14 protein-coding genes, 1 tRNA gene and 1 pseudogene are annotated in these 17,606 nt (G+C 64.7%); 7 read left to right on the forward strand and 9 right to left on the reverse strand.

The window, feature by feature from the left end:
• Positions 1-37 precede the first annotated feature (37 nt).
• Positions 38-1,327, forward strand: coding sequence for an FAD-binding oxidoreductase (locus LIN44_RS11040; RefSeq protein WP_227312127.1), 1,290 nt, complete (start codon positions 38-40; stop codon positions 1,325-1,327).
• Here LIN44_RS11040 and LIN44_RS11045 read toward each other — a convergent pair.
• The 4 genes from LIN44_RS11045 to LIN44_RS11060 all read right to left on the reverse strand — a co-directional run bounded on the left by LIN44_RS11045 (position 1,324) and on the right by LIN44_RS11060 (position 5,278).
• On the reverse strand, positions 1,324-2,235 hold the full coding sequence (locus tag LIN44_RS11045) for a LysR substrate-binding domain-containing protein (protein ID WP_227312128.1): 912 nt from the start codon (positions 2,233-2,235) through the stop codon (positions 1,324-1,326). The two genes, LIN44_RS11040 and LIN44_RS11045, sit on opposite strands and share 4 nt — an antisense overlap.
• Positions 2,236-2,395: 160 nt before the next feature.
• Positions 2,396-3,604, reverse strand: a complete 1,209-nt coding sequence (locus LIN44_RS11050) for an NAD(P)/FAD-dependent oxidoreductase (RefSeq protein ID WP_227312129.1) — start codon at positions 3,602-3,604, stop codon at positions 2,396-2,398.
• A gap of 159 nt (positions 3,605-3,763) precedes the next feature.
• On the reverse strand, positions 3,764-3,949 hold the full coding sequence (locus LIN44_RS11055) for a hypothetical protein (protein WP_227312130.1): 186 nt from the start codon (positions 3,947-3,949) through the stop codon (positions 3,764-3,766).
• Positions 3,950-4,594: 645 nt separating this feature from the next.
• The gene (locus LIN44_RS11060) at positions 4,595-5,278 is read right to left on the reverse strand and encodes a nitroreductase (RefSeq protein ID WP_227314384.1); all 684 of its coding nucleotides are present in this window, start codon (positions 5,276-5,278) and stop codon (positions 4,595-4,597) included.
• A gap of 256 nt (positions 5,279-5,534) precedes the next feature.
• On the opposite strand from LIN44_RS11060, the gene LIN44_RS11065 reads away from it, so the two are divergent.
• From LIN44_RS11065 to LIN44_RS11080, 4 genes are read left to right on the forward strand one after another with little or no spacing between them, the layout of a single operon-like run.
• A complete protein-coding gene (locus tag LIN44_RS11065; protein ID WP_227312131.1) occupies positions 5,535-6,653 on the forward strand; it encodes an iron-containing alcohol dehydrogenase in 1,119 nt (372 codons plus the stop codon).
• A complete protein-coding gene (locus LIN44_RS11070; protein ID WP_227312132.1) occupies positions 6,653-8,047 on the forward strand; it encodes an amidase in 1,395 nt (464 codons plus the stop codon). Before LIN44_RS11065 ends, LIN44_RS11070 begins: the two co-directional genes overlap by 1 nt.
• A gap of 22 nt (positions 8,048-8,069) precedes the next feature.
• Positions 8,070-8,987 carry a tryptophan 2,3-dioxygenase gene (locus LIN44_RS11075; RefSeq protein WP_227312133.1) on the forward strand — a complete coding sequence of 306 codons (918 nt, stop codon included), beginning with the start codon at positions 8,070-8,072 and terminating at the stop codon, positions 8,985-8,987.
• 21 nt (positions 8,988-9,008) lie between these two features.
• Positions 9,009-10,055: a glutathione S-transferase family protein gene (locus tag LIN44_RS11080; RefSeq protein ID WP_227312134.1), complete on the forward strand. Its 1,047-nt coding sequence runs from the start codon at positions 9,009-9,011 to the stop codon at positions 10,053-10,055.
• A gap of 90 nt (positions 10,056-10,145) precedes the next feature.
• Here LIN44_RS11080 and wrbA read toward each other — a convergent pair whose 3' ends face one another.
• On the reverse strand, positions 10,146-10,772 hold the full coding sequence (gene wrbA / locus LIN44_RS11085; RefSeq protein WP_227312135.1) for an NAD(P)H:quinone oxidoreductase: 627 nt from the start codon (positions 10,770-10,772) through the stop codon (positions 10,146-10,148).
• A 17-nt stretch (positions 10,773-10,789) separates the two neighbouring features.
• The gene (locus tag LIN44_RS11090; RefSeq protein ID WP_227312136.1) at positions 10,790-11,740 is read right to left on the reverse strand and encodes a ring-cleaving dioxygenase; all 951 of its coding nucleotides are present in this window, start codon (positions 11,738-11,740) and stop codon (positions 10,790-10,792) included.
• Between the two features lie 319 nt (positions 11,741-12,059).
• Here LIN44_RS11090 and LIN44_RS11095 point away from each other — a divergent pair, with 319 nt between their 5' ends.
• Together LIN44_RS11095 and LIN44_RS11100 are read left to right on the forward strand one after the other, a co-directional pair.
• A complete protein-coding gene (locus LIN44_RS11095) occupies positions 12,060-12,971 on the forward strand; it encodes a LysR substrate-binding domain-containing protein (protein WP_227312137.1) in 912 nt (303 codons plus the stop codon).
• A 220-nt stretch (positions 12,972-13,191) separates the two neighbouring features.
• Positions 13,192-13,305, forward strand: a pseudogene (locus LIN44_RS11100) (transposase); the annotation flags it as partial.
• 55 nt (positions 13,306-13,360) lie between these two features.
• Here the strand turns inward: LIN44_RS11100 and LIN44_RS11105 are convergent.
• The 3 genes from LIN44_RS11105 to clpX form a co-directional block, all read right to left on the reverse strand.
• Positions 13,361-13,436: transfer RNA gene (locus LIN44_RS11105), tRNA-Val, on the reverse strand.
• A gap of 190 nt (positions 13,437-13,626) precedes the next feature.
• The gene (gene lon, locus LIN44_RS11110; protein ID WP_227314385.1) at positions 13,627-16,038 is read right to left on the reverse strand and encodes an endopeptidase La; all 2,412 of its coding nucleotides are present in this window, start codon (positions 16,036-16,038) and stop codon (positions 13,627-13,629) included.
• A gap of 257 nt (positions 16,039-16,295) precedes the next feature.
• The gene (gene clpX / locus LIN44_RS11115) at positions 16,296-17,573 is read right to left on the reverse strand and encodes an ATP-dependent Clp protease ATP-binding subunit ClpX (protein ID WP_012352668.1); all 1,278 of its coding nucleotides are present in this window, start codon (positions 17,571-17,573) and stop codon (positions 16,296-16,298) included.
• Positions 17,574-17,606: the final 33 nt, after the last annotated feature.

Raw genomic sequence — 17,606 nt, forward strand, 5'->3', positions numbered from 1 at the left:
GCGGGGCACGGCTGCCCAACCCTATTGGCACTCACGCATGCACTCGAATCCGCATCTTCCGGCACCCTCTGTGCCGTCCTATACCAGCCCTGGCCGGATCGTCGTCGTCGGCGCTGGCATCGTCGGTCTGTGTACCGCCTTGTGGCTGCAGCGCGCGGGATGCAAAGTCACCATTTACGACACACTCGCCCCGGGAGGCGGTGCATCGTACGGCAATGCCGGGCTGATCAGCGTCGACAGCTGTGTCCCGATCGCGCTACCGGGAATGGCATGGCAATTGCCGCGCTGGCTACTGGATCCCAGCGGGCCACTTGCCATTCATCCACCGCACCTGGTACGGGCCGCCCCATGGCTGCTTGCATGGTGGCGCGCCAGCAATCGCGGGCGCGTCATACAGGCTTCACGCGCATTGGCTGCCCTGCACGCGCCAGCCTTGCAAGCCTATCGTGAACTCCTTGGCCCGGATGAATGCGACCAACTGATCAGGGCTGGCGGCCAGCTGCATCTGTGGTCAGCCAGCAACGGCCGGTCCCGGACCGACCGGTTCGTGGATGAACTGCGCCGACAGCAGGGCGTGATGTACGAAAGCCTGAGCGCGGCACAGATTCGGACGATGATGCCGGGCCTGGCCAGCCACGTGCGCGGTGGCATACGCTTCCCCAGGCACGCACACACAGTGGACCCGCTGCAACTGACTGGCGCACTGGCCGCCCGGTTCGAACGCGAAGGCGGCCGCATCCTGCAGCGGCGAATCCTGAAGCTGCAACCGGATGGCACCGGATTCCGGCTGTGGAGCAATCTTGGTGACGACCGCGCGGAGCGCGTAGTCGTGGCCGCCGGTGCATTCTCCGGCGAACTGTTGAGACCGCTCGGGATTCGACTACCTCTTGAGGCGGAACGCGGCTACCACGTGCAACTGCCCGATCCCGGCGTCACGGTGCCCTATCCCTTTATCTACAAGGATAAGGCCGTTGCCGTGACGCCAATGGACGGCGGCCTGCGGTTTGCAGGCACCGTTGAGATCGCGGGCCTGCGCCATCCGCCCGACGAGAGACGGGCAGAGACCATCCTTGCTACGGCGCGAAGCCTGTTTCCCGGCATTGCCACGAGCGGCGCCCGCAGATGGTTCGGCCTTCGTCCCTCTACACCGGATAGCGTGCCTATCATCGACGAATCCCCAGCGCATCCCGGACTTTATATTGCGACTGGCCATGGCCACACCGGACTGACCGGAGCACCAGTCACTGGCCGCCTGATCACACACCTTATGACTGGTGGCACTGCTCCAATTGACCCGCGACCATACCGGCTGGCGCGCTTTTGCTAAAGGTTCTGGCCGGCCATCTCTGCCATGATATTGCGCGCCAGTGTGACCAGCGGACCGGGATCGAAATCTGCCGCCCGCGACTTTGGCCAGTAGGCCCGGTAAGTTAGCGGACGCGATCCCGCAAACCGTCTCACACTCACGCGAGCCGGGTCGAAGATCTGTGCCGGCAGGCAATCAAACAGCGTAAAACCCATGCCCCCCGCCACCATGCCGCACGCGGCAATCGCGGCCGGGCATTCTGCCACTGGAGCCGGCTCGGCTCCGCAGCCTGCAAACGAGGCTGCCACCAGTTCCTGGATACCCTCGATACTCGAAAGGGAAATCATGGGCTCGCCCAGCAATTGGGCAGGGGTAACCTCATCCTGTCCGGCAAGCGGGTGGTCAGGCGGCAGATAGCACAGCATCGGAAGCTCGGCAATCACCACGCTCTCCACGCCCGGCACGGGCGGCACCTCAAGTGCGAAGCCAATGTCAGCCTTTCTGGAGCTGACCAAGGCGGCAACATGATGTGCATCGCGGGAATGGACTGACAGGAATACGTCCGCGAAGCGGTGCACGTACCCCGCTGCCAGCCTCGGGAATACGGCAGCAGCAAAGGCGGGGGTACAGGCAACCGACATGTGCCTGAGTTGATTGCGTTGAATACGCTCGCAACAGGCGTTGATGGCATCCAGCCCGATGAAGGAGCGCTCAATCTCCTCGAACAGCCGGTCTGCACTTGGGGTCGGCAAAAGACGTCCGCCGCGCCTCTCGAATAGCGCGAAACCAAGGCGTTCTTCCGCATCACGCAGGATGTTGCTGATCGCCGGCTGTGTAAGATGCAGGCGCGTCGATGCTCCGGTCACCGATCCAGTCAAGATGATGGCGTGGACCGTCTCAATGTGGCGAAATCCCAGTTTCCTTTTCATGGAAGGCCCGGCGACGAAAGGAAGGACATCATGTCCTCAAGACAACCTGTAAACGCTAGTAGTCTACAGGCTTCCACCGGATGGAAAGACGCGGGACCCACCCCCGCAAAGCCGACGCCCCGCGAGAGCGGGGCGTCGGCACGGCCGGGGCGAGAACGCCTCAGGCGTACGTGACCTCCGGATTGCCCGCGGCCAGCGCCTGCTCCCGGTCCGCGGCCGGCGGGTAGATCCACTGGGTATTGATCAGCAACTTGCGTGCCTTGCCTTCGGCGTGCGTCAGCTTGACCTGCCGATCCCAGCCTTCGGTGTAGACCGCGCCCCATGCGCCCAGGTCAAGGCAGGTCGCATAAAAGTCCTGCCGGTACGCGATCGTCGGCAGACCCAGCAGGTCCGCCGCCACGTTATGTCCGGCAAATCGCCCCATGTACAAGGCGTGCTGGCACGACATCAGGGAGTAGTGGCCGTCGTCGTCGGTCAGTGCGCGCACCACGTCGCCGGCGCCGAACACACCGCTTGTACCGGTCACCCGCAGGTCCGCGGTGACTTCCATGCGCCCCTGTCGGTCAAGGTGGGGCGAGACTTGCGCGGTCAAGCCACTGGCAATCATGCCACCCGTCCAGATGACCGTGCCCGCGTCGATCCGTTCACCGGTCGCGGTCACCACGCCGGCGGCATCCACCGAGACCACGCCCGCGCCAACGCGGGTTTCGATACCCAGCTGCTCCAGTGCCTGCAGGATCTGCGGGCGCGGGCCCGGCCCGAGATCCGGACCGATCGCATCTGCGCGCTCGACGATGACGATGCGGGGGCGCACGGACTCGCCCAGGATCGCGCACAGCCGCTGCGGCAGTTCAGTCGCCACCTCCAGCCCCGTAAAGCCGCCGCCGACCACGACAAAGGTATTGCGCCGCGGGCCCTCGGGCTGCGACGGCAGGCGTTCCAGATGCTCGCGCAGCGCCACCGCCTCGTGCAGCTGGTCCACCGCGAAGGCGTGTTCTGCCAGGCCCGGCAGCGGCGGACGGAACAGGCGGCTACCGCTGGCAAGGACCAGGCGCTCGTAGCCTTCGGTGCTGGTCTGGCCATCGCCCTTGGTGATCTCGACGCAATGGTCCGCCACATGGATGCGCTCGACCGAGCCTTCGATGAACTTGACGCCAACGGCATCCAGCACCGGAAGGAACGGCACCGCCATCTGCTCGGGGTGGGCCTCGTGCAGGCGCGGACGGACGTGGAGCTCCGGCCGCGGTGAAACCAGCGTGATCTCGACATCCGCCGCAGCGCTGCCTTGCATATCGACGACGCGCGCCGCGCCGAGCGCCGTCCACAGTCCGGCAAAGCCGCCGCCGACAATCAGGATCCTACGTTTCATGATGGTTACCTCGCTTCCTTCTGTTGTTGGCCTTCGGCGGCACGACGTGGCCACCGAACGGTAGATGACGCCTGGCCGCGCGGTGCAAAACCGGCAGATCCGGGGTCCGAAATCGGGGGAACCGGGCCGTGACCAGCCCGGGAGAACGGCTGCGCTAGTTCACCGGGGTGAAGACCGGCGCCCCGACCGTTTCATGGCATGACTCGGGTTGGCCTTGTCCGGCCAGCAGGCCTTGTCGGAGGACCCGGCACCATGCGCAAGGCGACGTCCAGCCGGTTCCAGCAGCTCCATGAGCATCCTGGACAGCTCGGGCGATTGCTGGAAGTCGTTGAGGCGTTGCGTCATGTTCTCTCCTGCTGAGATGACGGGGATGCTCGGCGCGTCTGCGCCGGAAGGCAAACAGCGGCCGCTTGAAGAGCATCCTAGCTGTCGGCCGGTTGCAGCGGAAGCATCATCAAAGTACCCACTCTGTTACCACACCGGCACCAATCGGTGCGCCCGCTCCCGTTCCAGATGGCTTGCAGCATCCGGGCGCGGCAGGCCCTGCCGCGGGCGCCGCGCCCTTTTCCGGGGCTGTCTGGGCGCCCGCACAGGCGGCTGTTCCGGTAGCGTGTGCAGTCATGACGAGACATGCCTGGCGTGGCGCAGCTGCACGATGCAGCGCGCCTGCGGCCAGGTGCATTGGTGCGGGCAAGGAAACGCTGAAGGCCCAGGTACGAATCTACTGCCGCATGGCCACTGCGCCTAAGCTGCTATGCATTGGCGTCTGGCCCGATCCAGTGGAGAGCATCATGTACCGCTACCGGCTTTGCATTTCGTTTGTCGGGTGGATTTCCCTCGCAACTCTCCATATCGGGCTGGCGCTCGCGCTTTGCCGCAGCGGCGTGATCTGAGCGGTCGGCTGACCGTCCCTCGGCACGATGCTCAGCGGCCGGCTGCGTCCGGCAACGCGAATGCCATTGGCGCCGGCCAGCTTGCGCAGCACGCGTATCAGCCAGTCAAGAACGAGACGAACTCGTCCAGTTCCAGCCTGCTGAGGTCCATGTTGTTCTCCGGCATACTGTTGTCCGCATAGCCCAGCGACATGCCGGCCACGATCATCTCCTCGCTGGAGATGCCAAGACTTTCCCGAAGCACCCCCGATTGCAACGACCAGATCTGCTGCGGACAGGTATCCAGCCCGCGCGCGCGTGCGGCCAGCATGATGTTCTGCAGAAAGCAGCCGTAGCAGATGAAGCTGGCCCATTCCAGGCGCCGATCCATGGTGAAGATCAGCCCCACTGGCGCATCAAAGAACCGGAACTGCCGTTCGACGTCGCGTCGGCGCCCGACGATATCGCTGCGCTGCACGCCCTGCGCATCGCCCAGCATGCCGCGAAACGTGTTGAAGCGCGAAGAGAACGGCGCGGGCAATTCTTTGGGAAAGAACGGGTATTCGGGCGCGAGCCCCGTGGGCGCGGCGCGATACGCTTCGACTGCGGCTGCCGCGATCTTGTCGCGCGCCGCTCCGGTCAGCACATAGCAGCGCCAGGGCTGCGTGTTGCTCGAACTGGGCGCGTACTTCGCCACGGACAGGATGTCCCTGACCGTCTCGATCGGCACCGTGTGGTCCAGGAAGCCGCGCTTGCTGCGGCGTCCGCGGATCAGCGCTTCCGTCAATTGGATTGCCTCCATCTTCATGTCTCCGTTCTAGTGGTGGGGGTCGCTACGCTGGAAAGGATCATAGATATCTCCACGGCCTTGTGAAGACGGCAAGCCTGGAAAGCTCCGTCCGGAATCGACGAACGACCAGCACCCGTCGGCACAGGTAGGCGTCCAGAATCCTGGACGCTGCGTTCCGCAATCCCACGGGCACGCGCGCAGCCGATTCGCCTATCTTCCTACTCGGATCGACGCCCGATCCGATACGAAAACACGGTGGAGATGTGGAATGAATCAGTTGAAATGCCTGCCGCAGGAAGAAATTGTCTGGGGACTCGACGTGCTGAAGACCGTCGCAGCGTCCATGGGGAGCTACGGCATCCGCCGTCCGATCATATTCACCGTCGAGTTCCTTGACGCATTGAACCGCGAGCACCTGCAGCCTGCCGTCGGCGACAGCGTTGGCACCTTCACCGGCCTGCCGCCGCATGTTCCCGATTTCGCCGTCCAGGACGGGCTGCGCGCCTGCATCGGTGCCCGTGCGGAATCGATCATCGCGCTCGGCGGCGGCTCCGTGCTCGACGCCGCCAAGGCGGTCTCGCACCTGCATTTCCAGCAGACCGGCCGCTACCTGCCGATCGCGGCGATTCCCACCACGCTGTCGGGTTCGGAGTTCTCCCACTATTTCGGCGTGACCGAGACGGATGGCCCGCGCAAATTCAAGCGCAGCCATGCCGTCCGCGAAACCACACCCAGGCTGGTGGTGCTCGACCCGAGGATGATCGTCGATACCCCGCGCATGCTGCTGCTGAGCTCGGCCATCAAGGGCATCGACCATGCCGTGGAAGGCATGCGCCGGGTCGACGTGGATCATCCTCACGCCATCCTCGCCGCCAGGGGCGTGGAGCGCTTCCTGGCCGTGCTGGAGAAGTGGCCGCGCAAGCTCGAAACGCGGGATGCCATCGCGGGCGGCCTGGTTTCGACCGACGACCTGATGCAGCTTCAGCTTGCCGCGTGGCAGTGCTACTTCTATCCCGCTTCGGTCATCTATGGCCTGAGCCATCGCATCGGGCACATCCTCGGCGGGACCTTCGGCGTCCCTCACAGCCTGACCTCCTGCATTGCGCTGGCGCCGGTTATCCGGGCCTGTGCCGGCGCCTATGGCCGCAAGCTCGAGATCTTCGCCATGGACCGTGGCAGCCGCACGCCTGCCGCCTTCCTCGCCGACCGCATCGAGGCAGTCGTGGACACGCTGCAACTGCCGAGCCGGCTCGCCGACCTCGATTTCGACCGGGCCAGGCTTCCCGAGATGGCGGCGCTGCTCAAGCAGAACTATCCCGCCGAGGTCGGCGACCTGGGCGACAACGCCGACACCAGGCTGGATGCGCTGCTGGAGGGGATGTGGTAATGAACCGCCAGCCCTCCGACAGCTTCCCGCACCCCGCCGGCCTGCGCAACGCGCTCGAAGCCCTGGCCAGCCGGGAGATCACCGCGACAGGCCTGGCTGAAGCGGCACTCCACCGCGCGCAGGCATGCAAACAGTCACTCAACGCGTTCGCTGCCATTGACGGGGCGCGCGCCCTGCAGGCCGCGGCGGAAAGCGACCGTCGCTACCGCGAAGGCAGCCAGCGCCCGCTGGAAGGTCTGCCGATCGCCATCAAGGACCTGATCGACACCAGGGGCATCGAAACCTTGTACGGATCGACGGCCTGCCGCGGCAATGTTCCCGCAGCCGACGCCGACATCGTGAAGATCCTGACGGATTGCGGCGCCATCGTCATCGGCAAGACCACCACCCACGAATTTGCGTGGGGCGTGACCACCGCCAGCCCCAGCTTCGGCGACACCCTGAATCCCCGCGACCACACCCGCATTCCAGGCGGCTCCAGCGGCGGCGCCGCGGCGGCGATCGCGCATGGCGCGGTCATGGCGGGCGTGGGCACCGACACCGGCGGCTCAGTGCGGATTCCGGCCGCGCTCTGCGGTGTGGTCGGCTTCAAGCCGACGCTCGGCACGCTTTCTACGCGCGGTGTGTTTCCGCTGGCGCCCACCTGCGACCATGTCGGCCTGCTGGGCTCACAGGTCGATGACGTGCGGGTGCTCGCCGAAGCCCTCGGCATCGGGAATTCCCACGCCGATGCCAGGCTGTCCCCTCGCCTCGGCATCGTCCGGCACATCGCGCCGGTGCCGCTGAGTGCGGAGATCGCCAGCGCTTTCGATGGAGCAGTTGAAAAACTGGCCCAGGACTTTGCCTGCGAGGACCTCGGCGGAAGCCGCCGGTTTGATGCCATGTTCGACACCGTGTTCGATGCCTTCGCCGCCATCGTCCTGATCGAGGGCGGCATCGAGCATCTGCGCCGCCACGAGTGGGATCGCATCGCCAGGCATTACAACCCGGAAACGGTCGATCGGCTCCGGCGCGCACAGACCATGGATCTGCGCGCCTATGCGGCAGCCCAGCAGGCGAGGCGAGAGTTCACGGCCCGGCTGCATGCGGCGATGTCGGCGTTCGACTTTCTCGTGTTGCCGACCTGCCCTTGCACCGCGCCGCGCCGCGACGCCGGCACGGTCGGCATCGGCGACTGGACCGGCACGGTTCGCGAAGCCCTGATGACCTACACCGCCCCGTTCAACCTCGCCGGCTTTCCCGCCATCTCGATTCCCCTGCCGTCCCGCAACGGCGGCCTTCCGGCGGCGTTGCAGATCGTCGCCCGGCCCGGCGGCGACGCCGCGCTGCTGCGGGTCGCGCAGCAGATGGAGTCGTTGCTGGGGACCGCCTGCGATGCACCAGACTTGCCCTGACCACCACCACGAGGAGACCAGAATGAACCCTACCGTCAAGCCCGCATCGCTGGCGCCGCCAGAAGCGCCCGCCGGCCATACGCCCTACAGCGACTGGTTGCAGACCGAGCTGCTCCACTCGCTGCAGCACCCCGTCAGCGATCATCCCGGCGAGCACGCCTGGATCGTGTCGGCGCAGGTGTCCGAGCTCTACTGGATGCTGATCATCCGGGAAATCCAGGCCGCGCAGGCGCAACTGCGTGCCGACGACCTGGCTGGCGCCTGCCGCACCTTGCGGCGCGTCGTCGCCCACCACGAGCCGCTCAATGCGACCTGGCGCTCCATTGCGTGGATGACACCGGTCGACCTGCTGGCGATCCTGTCCTGCGTTGGTCCGAAGTATGGCAAGGACACCGCGCTCCAGGGCTGGACCTTCCGCCAGATGGTCTACCTGCTCGGCATCAAGCAGGGCGAGCACCTGCAGCACTTCCTGCCGCAGCCCCACCGCTGGCAGCAACTCAGCAAGGCACTGGCAGAGCCGAGCCTGTACGACGACGTGCTTGCCCATCTGAGCCGCCAGGGCTTCGCCGTGCCGACGCCGGCACTCGACCGCGATTTCAGCATGCCCTATACCCCGGACCAGGCGGTCGAGAAGGTCTGGCGCGACGTCTACGCCGATCCGGACCAGCACCGCGAACTGCAGCAGCTCGGCGAGACGCTGGCCGATATCGCGGAGGGATTCGCCGCATGGAAACACCTGCACCTGATGGCCACGCGCCGGACCTTCGGCGCAAGGCCGGCCTACTTCGGCACCGAGGGCATTGCCTGGCTGCTGCCCACCATGAACGAGATCCCGTTCCCGGAACTCTGGTCGGCGCGCGGCTTCATCGGCGATCCACCCGCGGTGTGCCCGCACGCCCGCGGGCAGCAAGGCGGCCGGGAAATGGGACGGCGTGACTGACCATCGAGCTGGAAGACACCCATGCACAATGATTCCATAAGCAGCCTGGCAGCCTGTGCCCGCGCTGCCATCGCCGATCCTGCACGGATCACCATCGTGGGGAACGATGCAAACCCGCGCTTCGAGCTGTTCCATGCTGCGAGTTCCCTGTGCTCCCAGAAAGTACGCACGGTGCTGTTGGAAAAACGGTTGCCGTACCGATCGAACGACATGCTGATCCTGAGCGCGCTGGGTCCGGACGGCGTCATTCCGGCAGAGCACTATCACCCGCCCTACGTCCGCCTGCGGCTGATAGCCGGACAGGAAATCGGACGGGAGTTCGTCACCGGCTATAGCGGACGTCCCTCCGTGGACACCGATGGCTTCGATCCCTGCGCGGTGCCGTTGCTCGTCGACCACGAAGCCTCCCGCGTGATCGCGGATTCGCGGCGGATCTGCTCCTATCTCGACGCGGTGTCGCGCGCGCCAATCCAGCTCCTGCCCGACGATGACCAGGAGCGTGCCGCGGTAATGCGTCAAGTGGAGATTGTCGACCAGATGCCGAACGGCGCCCTGCTCTATGGCTCGCATCCCGACGCCGACCGGCGGCCCGACGCGCTCAAGGCGATCATGGAAACCGTCTACGATCACAAGATCGCCGCAATCGAGGCCATGCTCGCAGACAACGCCGAAGACAACGAACTCGTTGCCGCCTATCGCGCCAAGCTCGCCAAGGAGCGAGGCGGCCGGGCGGTGCGCCGCGATGCCGCATTCCAGCGCGCCGCGCGCCATCACGTCGAACGCGTGTTGAAGGAGCTGGAGCGTACCCTGGTGACTGCACCAGCGCAGTATGTTGCGGGACACGCGTTCTCTCTGGGGGATGTGCTTTGGGGTGTCAACCTGGTGCGGCTGGCATACCTCGGGCTCGCGCCAATGTGGGACGACCTGCCCAACGTTGCCCGCTATGTCGAGATGCTGGCCAGGCGCCCTTCGCTCTGCAGGGAGGCGATCCGCGCCACCATCGACTCGCTGCCGCCATCGCAACAGATGGACGCCCTGGGAACCTGCGTGGAGACGTCCCCGGCCTGAGCGGCAGCCATCCTGTTATCGGCCTGTGCCGATGAAGAAAAAGGGCGGAGACTGCGAGTCTCCGCCCTTTCTTGCGCCCAGGCTCTACGTTCAGGCGGCTACCGGCTCCGGCTGGACGTGCAGGGCGCGAGCAACAGTCGTGACCCTGCGGCCCTGGTACCGTGCCACGTCGAGGTGATCGTCGTCGGGCTTCACGGTGTCACGGTGCGAGACGTGAGTGGCGCCGTACGGGGTGCCAGCCTTGAACATCGCCGCGTCGGCATAGCCCAGCGGAACGATGATCAGGCCAAGGTGCGCCATGGGCGTATAGGCCGCCAGCAGCGTGGCCTCATTACCGCCGTGGCGCGAGGACGTCGTGCCGAACACCGAGCCCACCTTGCCGTTGAGCTTGCCCGCGAACCAGAGGCCGCCGAGCCCGTCGATATACGATTTGAGTTCGGCCGAGATCGTCCCGAACCGCGTCGGCGTGCCGAACACGATCGCGTCGGCCCACTCGGCATCGGCTTCGGTCGGCGCCTCATATTTCGCGTTCATCTCCGTGGCGTTCTCGAGCCAGCCCGGCGCCTGCCGCATGACATCGGGGCCGACGAATTCCCGCACACGCCGAATGCGCAGTTCGGCGCCAGCCTCGAGGGCACCCTCGGCGACAGCCCTGGCGAGCAGCTCGGTAGAGCGGTTCCGTGAATAGAAGACGATCAGTACTTTTGGCTTGCGCATATCGATCTCCGGCAACCTCATGCAGAAATGGGCTCGAGCCGGCCCAGCAGTTCGTCCTTGCGATCCACCAGCCAGGGCGGGAGCTGGAACTCTTCGCCGAAATGGCCGGGCGCTTCATCGATCGCGAAGCCGATGTCGGTGGTGGCGGCCTCGAACATGACGCCGCCGGGCATCTTGAAGTACATCGAGCGGAAGTAGTTGCGGTGCACCGACTCGGAAGTGTCGATGTAGCCCAGCGCAAACAGCCTTTCCTTCAGGGCCGCCTGCTGTTCGACGTTGTCCACGGCGAAGGCGACATGGTGGATCGTCCCTTCCCCGTAGATCGACGAGCCCTGGTGCCGGTCGGGCTCATGCAGGAACTCGACGACCTTGCCCGGGCCGCCGGTGTACGTCTCAAAGCGGTAGTACGGCCCCGCCTGGCCGACGTTGCGGAAGCCAATTGCTTCGCTCATGAAGCGGACGGATTCAGCGACATCGCGCAGCGACAGGGTGATGCTGTGCACGCCGCGGATGGCATGGATGGCGGGGATATCGCTTGCGACGCAAGCCGGACGCGGGTCGAGATCCGTTTCGACGAGATCGAACTCGATGCCACACGGATGTTCGAACCGCTGGCGGCGCTCGCCGAAGCGCTCGACGATCTCGCTGTCATACGGCACGTTCATGGCGTCGAAGCGGCTGCGCCAGAACTCGAGCGAGCCCTTGGGCACCGAGTAGTTGATGACGCGCACCTGGCCCGATCCCTGGCGTGCCATGACCCCCCGCTGGCGGAACGGAAACGACGTCACCAGCGTTCCCGGATCGCCATTCGCGTTGCCGTAGTACAGGTGGTAGATGGGATCCTCGCCGTCGAGCAGCACGGTCTTTTTCACGAGGCTCTGCCCGAGCAGCTTGACGTAGAAATCGACATCCTCCTGCGCGTGCCGCACGCCGGCAGTCAGGTGATGAAATCCCTTGAGCATTGTCATTGTCCTCTCCAGTTTAAATAGGGATGTGGAAACAGCGCACAGCCGCTCCTGCGCAACAGCTTATGACGGCAGATTCCGCTTGGGCAGCCGTCAGGGGTTGTACGCAGGGTTCGGCAAACTTGGACAATGGCGCCCTGTCGAGACGCGGAGCGTTCCGCCGGGCAGGAAAAAATGGACCCCGCGGCCGCCGCAAACGCGGCGATGCGCCAAGGGCTTGCCCGGGTGGCAGCGGGCTGCGGGCGTGGAGTATGATCCGCGTCACCCACTCGCTTCTTGACCCTCGCCGCCCCCATGGGAATGGCCGGCCAGCCTCCATGAAATGCTCGACCTAAAGGACGTTTATTACTTTGTGCAGGTGGTCGACCGTGGCGGATTCACCGCGGCCGGGGAAGCACTCCGGCTTCCGAAGTCCACGCTGAGTCACCGCGTAAAGGAACTGGAATCCTCGCTGGGCGTGCGACTGATCAACCGGACGTCGCGCCAGTTCGCGGTAACGGAGGTGGGGCAGGAGTTCTACCAGTACGCCATGGCGCTGATGCGCAGCGCCGAGCTTGCCGAGGAAGCGATGCGTCAGCGGCTGGCAGAGCCGAGCGGCGTGATCCGCGTGACGACAGCGACGGACATTGCCCAGTTCGCGCTGCGCCATGTCTTGCCGACCTTTCTCTCCGACCACCCCAAGGTCAGGATCGAAGAAACTGCCACGGACAGGGTCGTGGACATCGTCGGCGAGGGCTTCGATCTGGCGATCAGAGGCCATGTCGGCCAGCTGCAGGACTCCAACCTGGTTCAGCATCCCCTGGCCAGGACGCCGTGGTATCTCTTCGCAGGCCCGGACTATCTCGAGCGAACGTCAGTGCCGGCAGAGCCCGCGGCGCTGGAATCTCACGCCATCCTTGCCATGGCCGGCAAGAGCGCGTCGCAATGGCAATTGCTGGGCCCGGACAAGCGCGTGGCCACGGTGCAGTTTGAACCGAGGTTCCTCAGCAACAGCCTGATCTCGCTGAAAGAGGCCGCGTGTGCGAACGTGGGGGTCGCCGCGCTGCCGGTGTACGCTTGTCAGGCGGAGCTAGCGGCCGGCTCGCTCAGGCAGGTATTGCCGGATTGGATCGCGGCGGACGCTCGTATCACCGCCCTCATCCCCTATCGCACGGGCCTGCTTCCCGCGGTCCGCACGCTCGTGGATTATCTCGCCGTGGTGCTACCGAAGGTGACGGCGTTTGACCACGACTGAGCCTTCGGCGCGCTGGCTCATTTGAGCGATCCCGTCACCGGAACATGGCCACAACAAGGTTCTACCTCGTTGCGATGTCCTCAGGTCAGAGCAGCCAGCAGGCATGCCATGCGCCGCCTTGCCGGCCGGCACGGGCGGCACGGTTGCCGCGCCGGTCGGAAAGATTCGGCACCCGGCCATCGCAGGCGCTCGAGCAGTGGACTGGCGGGATCGAGCGCCCGTCGAGGGCATCCACAACACTATCAAAGTGATCAAGCGCCGGGCCTACGGCGGTCGCGACGAGGAATACTTCTTCCTCAAGATCCGCGCAGCCTTCCCCGGTATTCCTCGATGAACCCAAAAAAAAGGACCTGGATCGCTCCAAGTCCTTGATTTCATCGATCGAACGTTGGTGGGTGCTGAGGGGTTCGAACCCCCGACCTACGCCTTGTAAGGGCGCCGCTCTACCAACTGAGCTAAGCACCCGCTCGACCGTCGCAGGCTGTGTGCCTGCCACTTGCTGAACGCTCCGCACCTCGCGGCAGATGCCGTGGTTTGCGTTGCGAGGGCGCAAGTTTAATACAGTTGATTTCGGTTTGCCAAGGCCCGGGCGGACAAAAAAACGCCGCCGGGCATCGCTGCCCTGCGGCGTTTGGTTCATGCGGCCGAGCCGCTGTCAGTGATGCAGGCGCTCGACCTTGGCCGTGGCCTTGTCGGCCACCTCGGCGGGCTTGGCGTCGTCTTCCGGCAGCGCCTCGGGCTTGCGCTCGAGCGCCAGTTCCAGGACCTTGTCGATCCAGCGCACCGGCACGATCTCGATGGCGTTCTTGACGTTGTCGGGGATCTCGGCCAGGTCCTTGACGTTTTCCTCGGGGATCAGCACCAGCTTGATGCCGCCACGGTGGGCCGCCAGCAGCTTTTCCTTGAGGCCGCCGATCGGCAGCACCTCGCCGCGCAGCGTGATCTCGCCGGTCATGGCGACATCCGCGCGCACCGGGATGCCGGTCAGCACCGACACCAGCGCCGTGGTCATGGCACCGCCCGCCGACGGACCGTCCTTGGGCGTGGCGCCTTCGGGCACGTGGATGTGGATGTCGCGCTTCTCGAACATCTCATCCGTGATGCCCAGGCGGCGTGCCCGCGAACGCACCACCGAGCGCGCGGCCTCGACCGACTCCTTCATCACGTCGCCCAGCGAACCGGTACGCGTGATGTTGCCCTTGCCCGGCATGATCGCGGCTTCGATGGTCAGCAGGTCGCCGCCCACCTCGGTCCACGCCAGGCCGGTGACCTGGCCCACCTGGTTTTCCTTGCCGGCCAGGCCGAAGTCGTACTTGCGCACGCCCAGGAATTTGTCCAGGTTCTCGGAATCGACCTTGATCGTGCCCGACTCCTTCTTCAGCAGCAGCAGCTTGACCACCTTGCGGGCGATCTTGGACACCTCGCGTTCCAGCGAACGTACGCCCGCTTCGCGCGTGTAGTAGCGGATGATGTCGCGGATTGCGCTTTCGGTGACCTCGATCTCGCCTGCCTTCAGACCATTGTTCTTGATCTGCTTGGGCAGCAGGTAGCGCTGGGCGATATTGACCTTCTCGTCCTCGGTGTAACCCGACAGGCGGATCACTTCCATGCGGTCGAGCAGCGGCGGCGGGATGTTGAGCGAGTTCGACGTCGCCACGAACATCACGTCGGACAGGTCGAAGTCGACCTCGATGTAGTGGTCCTGGAAGGTGTGGTTCTGTTCCGGGTCCAGCACCTCGAGCAGCGCCGACGACGGATCGCCGCGGAAGTCCATGCCCATCTTGTCGATCTCGTCGAGCAGGAAGAGCGGATTGCGCACGCCGACCTTGGACAGGCTCTGCAGGATCTTGCCCGGCATCGAACCGATGTAGGTACGGCGGTGGCCGCGGATCTCGGCTTCGTCGCGCACGCCACCCAGTGCCATGCGCACGAACTTGCGGTTCGTCGCGCGCGCCACCGACTGGCCGAGCGAGGTCTTGCCGACGCCGGGAGGCCCGACCAGGCAGAGGATGGGCGCCTTCACCTTGTCCACGCGCTGTTGCACCGCGAGGTACTCGAGAATGCGTTCCTTGACCTTCTCCAGGCCGTAGTGGTCTTCATCCAGCACACGCTCGGCGTTGGCGAGGTCGTTGTTGACCTTGCTCTTCTTGCGCCACGGCAGGTTCACCAGCGTGTCGATGTAGTTGCGCACGACGGTGGCCTCGGCCGACATCGGCGACATCAGCTTGAGCTTCTTGAATTCGGCATCGGCCTTCTTCTTGGCTTCCTTCGGCATGCGCGCAGCCTTGATGCGCTTGTCGAGTTCTTCCAGGTCGGCGCCTTCTTCGCCCTCGCCCAGTTCCTTCTGGATGGCCTTGACCTGCTCGTTCAGGTAGTACTCGCGCTGGCTCTTCTCCATCTGGCGCTTGACGCGGCCACGGATGCGCTTTTCGACCTGCAGGATGTCGATCTCGCCCTCGAGCTGCGACAGCAGGCTTTCCAGGCGCTCGGTCACATTGACCATCTCCAGGATCTTCTGCTTCTGCTCGAGCTTGATCGGCAGGTGCGCGGCGATGGTGTCCGCCAGGCGCCCGGCCTCGTCGATGCCCGACAGCGAGGTCAGGATCTCCGGCGGGATCTTCTTGTTGAGCTTCACGTACTGGTCGAACTGCGACACGATCGCGCGGCGCAGGGCCTCGGTCTCGGCGCTTTCGCCAGGTGCGGGCGGCACGGGCACGGCTTCGCACATGAAGTGCGAATCGTCCTCGCTCACCTCGCGGATGTTGGCACGCTGCGTGCCCTCGACCAGCACCTTCACGGTACCGTCGGGCAGCTTCAGCATTTGCAGGATATTGGCGATGCAGCCGACCTCGTACAGGTCGTCGGCGGTCGGCTCGTCCTTGGCCGCCGTCTTCTGGGCCACGAGCATGATGCTCTTGCCCGCCTCCATCGCAGTCTCAAGCGCCTTGATGGACTTTGGGCGACCCACGAACAGCGGGATCACCATGTGCGGAAACACCACCACGTCGCGCAGCGGCAACAGTGGCAGGCGAATCGGCTCGGCCGGGAGGAGTTGTGTTCCGGACATCATTTTCCCCAAGTCAGTCATTTAAGGCGTAAATTGGGCCGCCCGAATCGATTACAAGATACGTGCCAATCGATTCATCAAGACAGGCAGATGCCGCTACCTGCACTTGGTGGCCCCTCTGAAACAGCATACCCGCGTTTCCTCCCTGTCGTCGGTAGAAATAAACAAAAAAAGCCGCTCGCTTCTACGCGAACGGCCTTTCCGCCCTGCTGCCGCTGTGGTTGCCGACCCCCTGGCTCACGTTGGCAGCACTCGCGTCAGTTGGACCCTGCCACTTTGGGCTGCTGCTCCTCATACATCAGCAGCGGCGGTGCATCGCCGTTGATCGTATTCTCATCGATCACGACCTTTTGTACGCCCTTGTAATTAGGCAAGTCATACATGACGTCCATCAGCGACTGCTCCAGGATCGAGCGCAGCCCGCGCGCACCGGTCTTGCGGCGGATCGCCTTGCGGGCGATGGCGCTGAGCGCACCCGGACGGATTTCCAGCTCGACGCCTTCCATCGCCAGCAGCTTCTGGTATTGCTTGACCAGCGCATTCTTGGGCTCGACCAGGATCTGCATCAGCGCGGCCTCGTCGAGCTTGGCCAGCGTCGCCACCACCGGGAGGCGGCCGATCAGTTCGGGGATCAGGCCGAACTTGATCAGGTCTTCCGGCTCGGTCTGCGGCAGCACTTCGCTGACGTCGCGCTCTTCCTTGCTCTTGACCTGCGCGGCAAAGCCGATGCCGGTCTTGTCCGAGCGCTGCATGATGACCTTCTCCAGGCCATCGAAGGCGCCGCCGCAGATGAACAGGATGTTGGTGGTATCCACCTGCAGGAAGTCCTGGTTCGGATGCTTGCGGCCACCCTGCGGCGGCACCGATGCCATGGTGCCTTCGATCAGCTTGAGCAGGGCCTGCTGCACGCCTTCGCCGGAGACGTCGCGGGTAATCGACGGGTTGTCCGACTTGCGCGAGATCTTGTCGATCTCGTCGATGTAGACAATGCCGCGCTGCGCCTTCTCGACTTCGTAATTGCAGTTCTGCAGCAGCTTCTGGATGATGTTCTCGACGTCCTCGCCGACGTAGCCGGCTTCGGTCAGCGTGGTCGCGTCGGCGATCACGAAGGGCACGTTGAGCAGGCGCGCCAGCGTCTGCGCGAGCAGCGTCTTGCCCGAGCCGGTGGGCCCGATCAGCAGGATGTTGCTCTTGGACAGCTCGACATCGTCCTTCTTGCCGAGGTGCTTGAGGCGCTTGTAGTGGTTGTAGACCGCCACGGCCAGGATCTTCTTGGCCTGTTCCTGGCCGATCACGTACTGGTCCAGGCTTTCGCGGATCTCGTGGGGCGTGGGCAGGTCGGAGCGCGCGGCCGCGGCGGCGTCTTTCTCGGATGCCGTGGCCTCATCGCGGATGATCTCGTTGCACAGGTCGATGCATTCGTCGCAAATGAACACCGACGGGCCGGCAATCAGCTTCTTGACCTCATGCTGGCTCTTGCCGCAGAAGGAGCAGTACAGAAGCTTTTCGCTGGATGAACCTTTTTTGTCCGCCATAGGAATCAGTCACTTTTGCAGTGCGCACACCGC

The sequence above is a fragment of the Cupriavidus sp. MP-37 genome, assembly GCF_020618415.1.
Lineage (GTDB): Bacteria > Pseudomonadota > Gammaproteobacteria > Burkholderiales > Burkholderiaceae > Cupriavidus.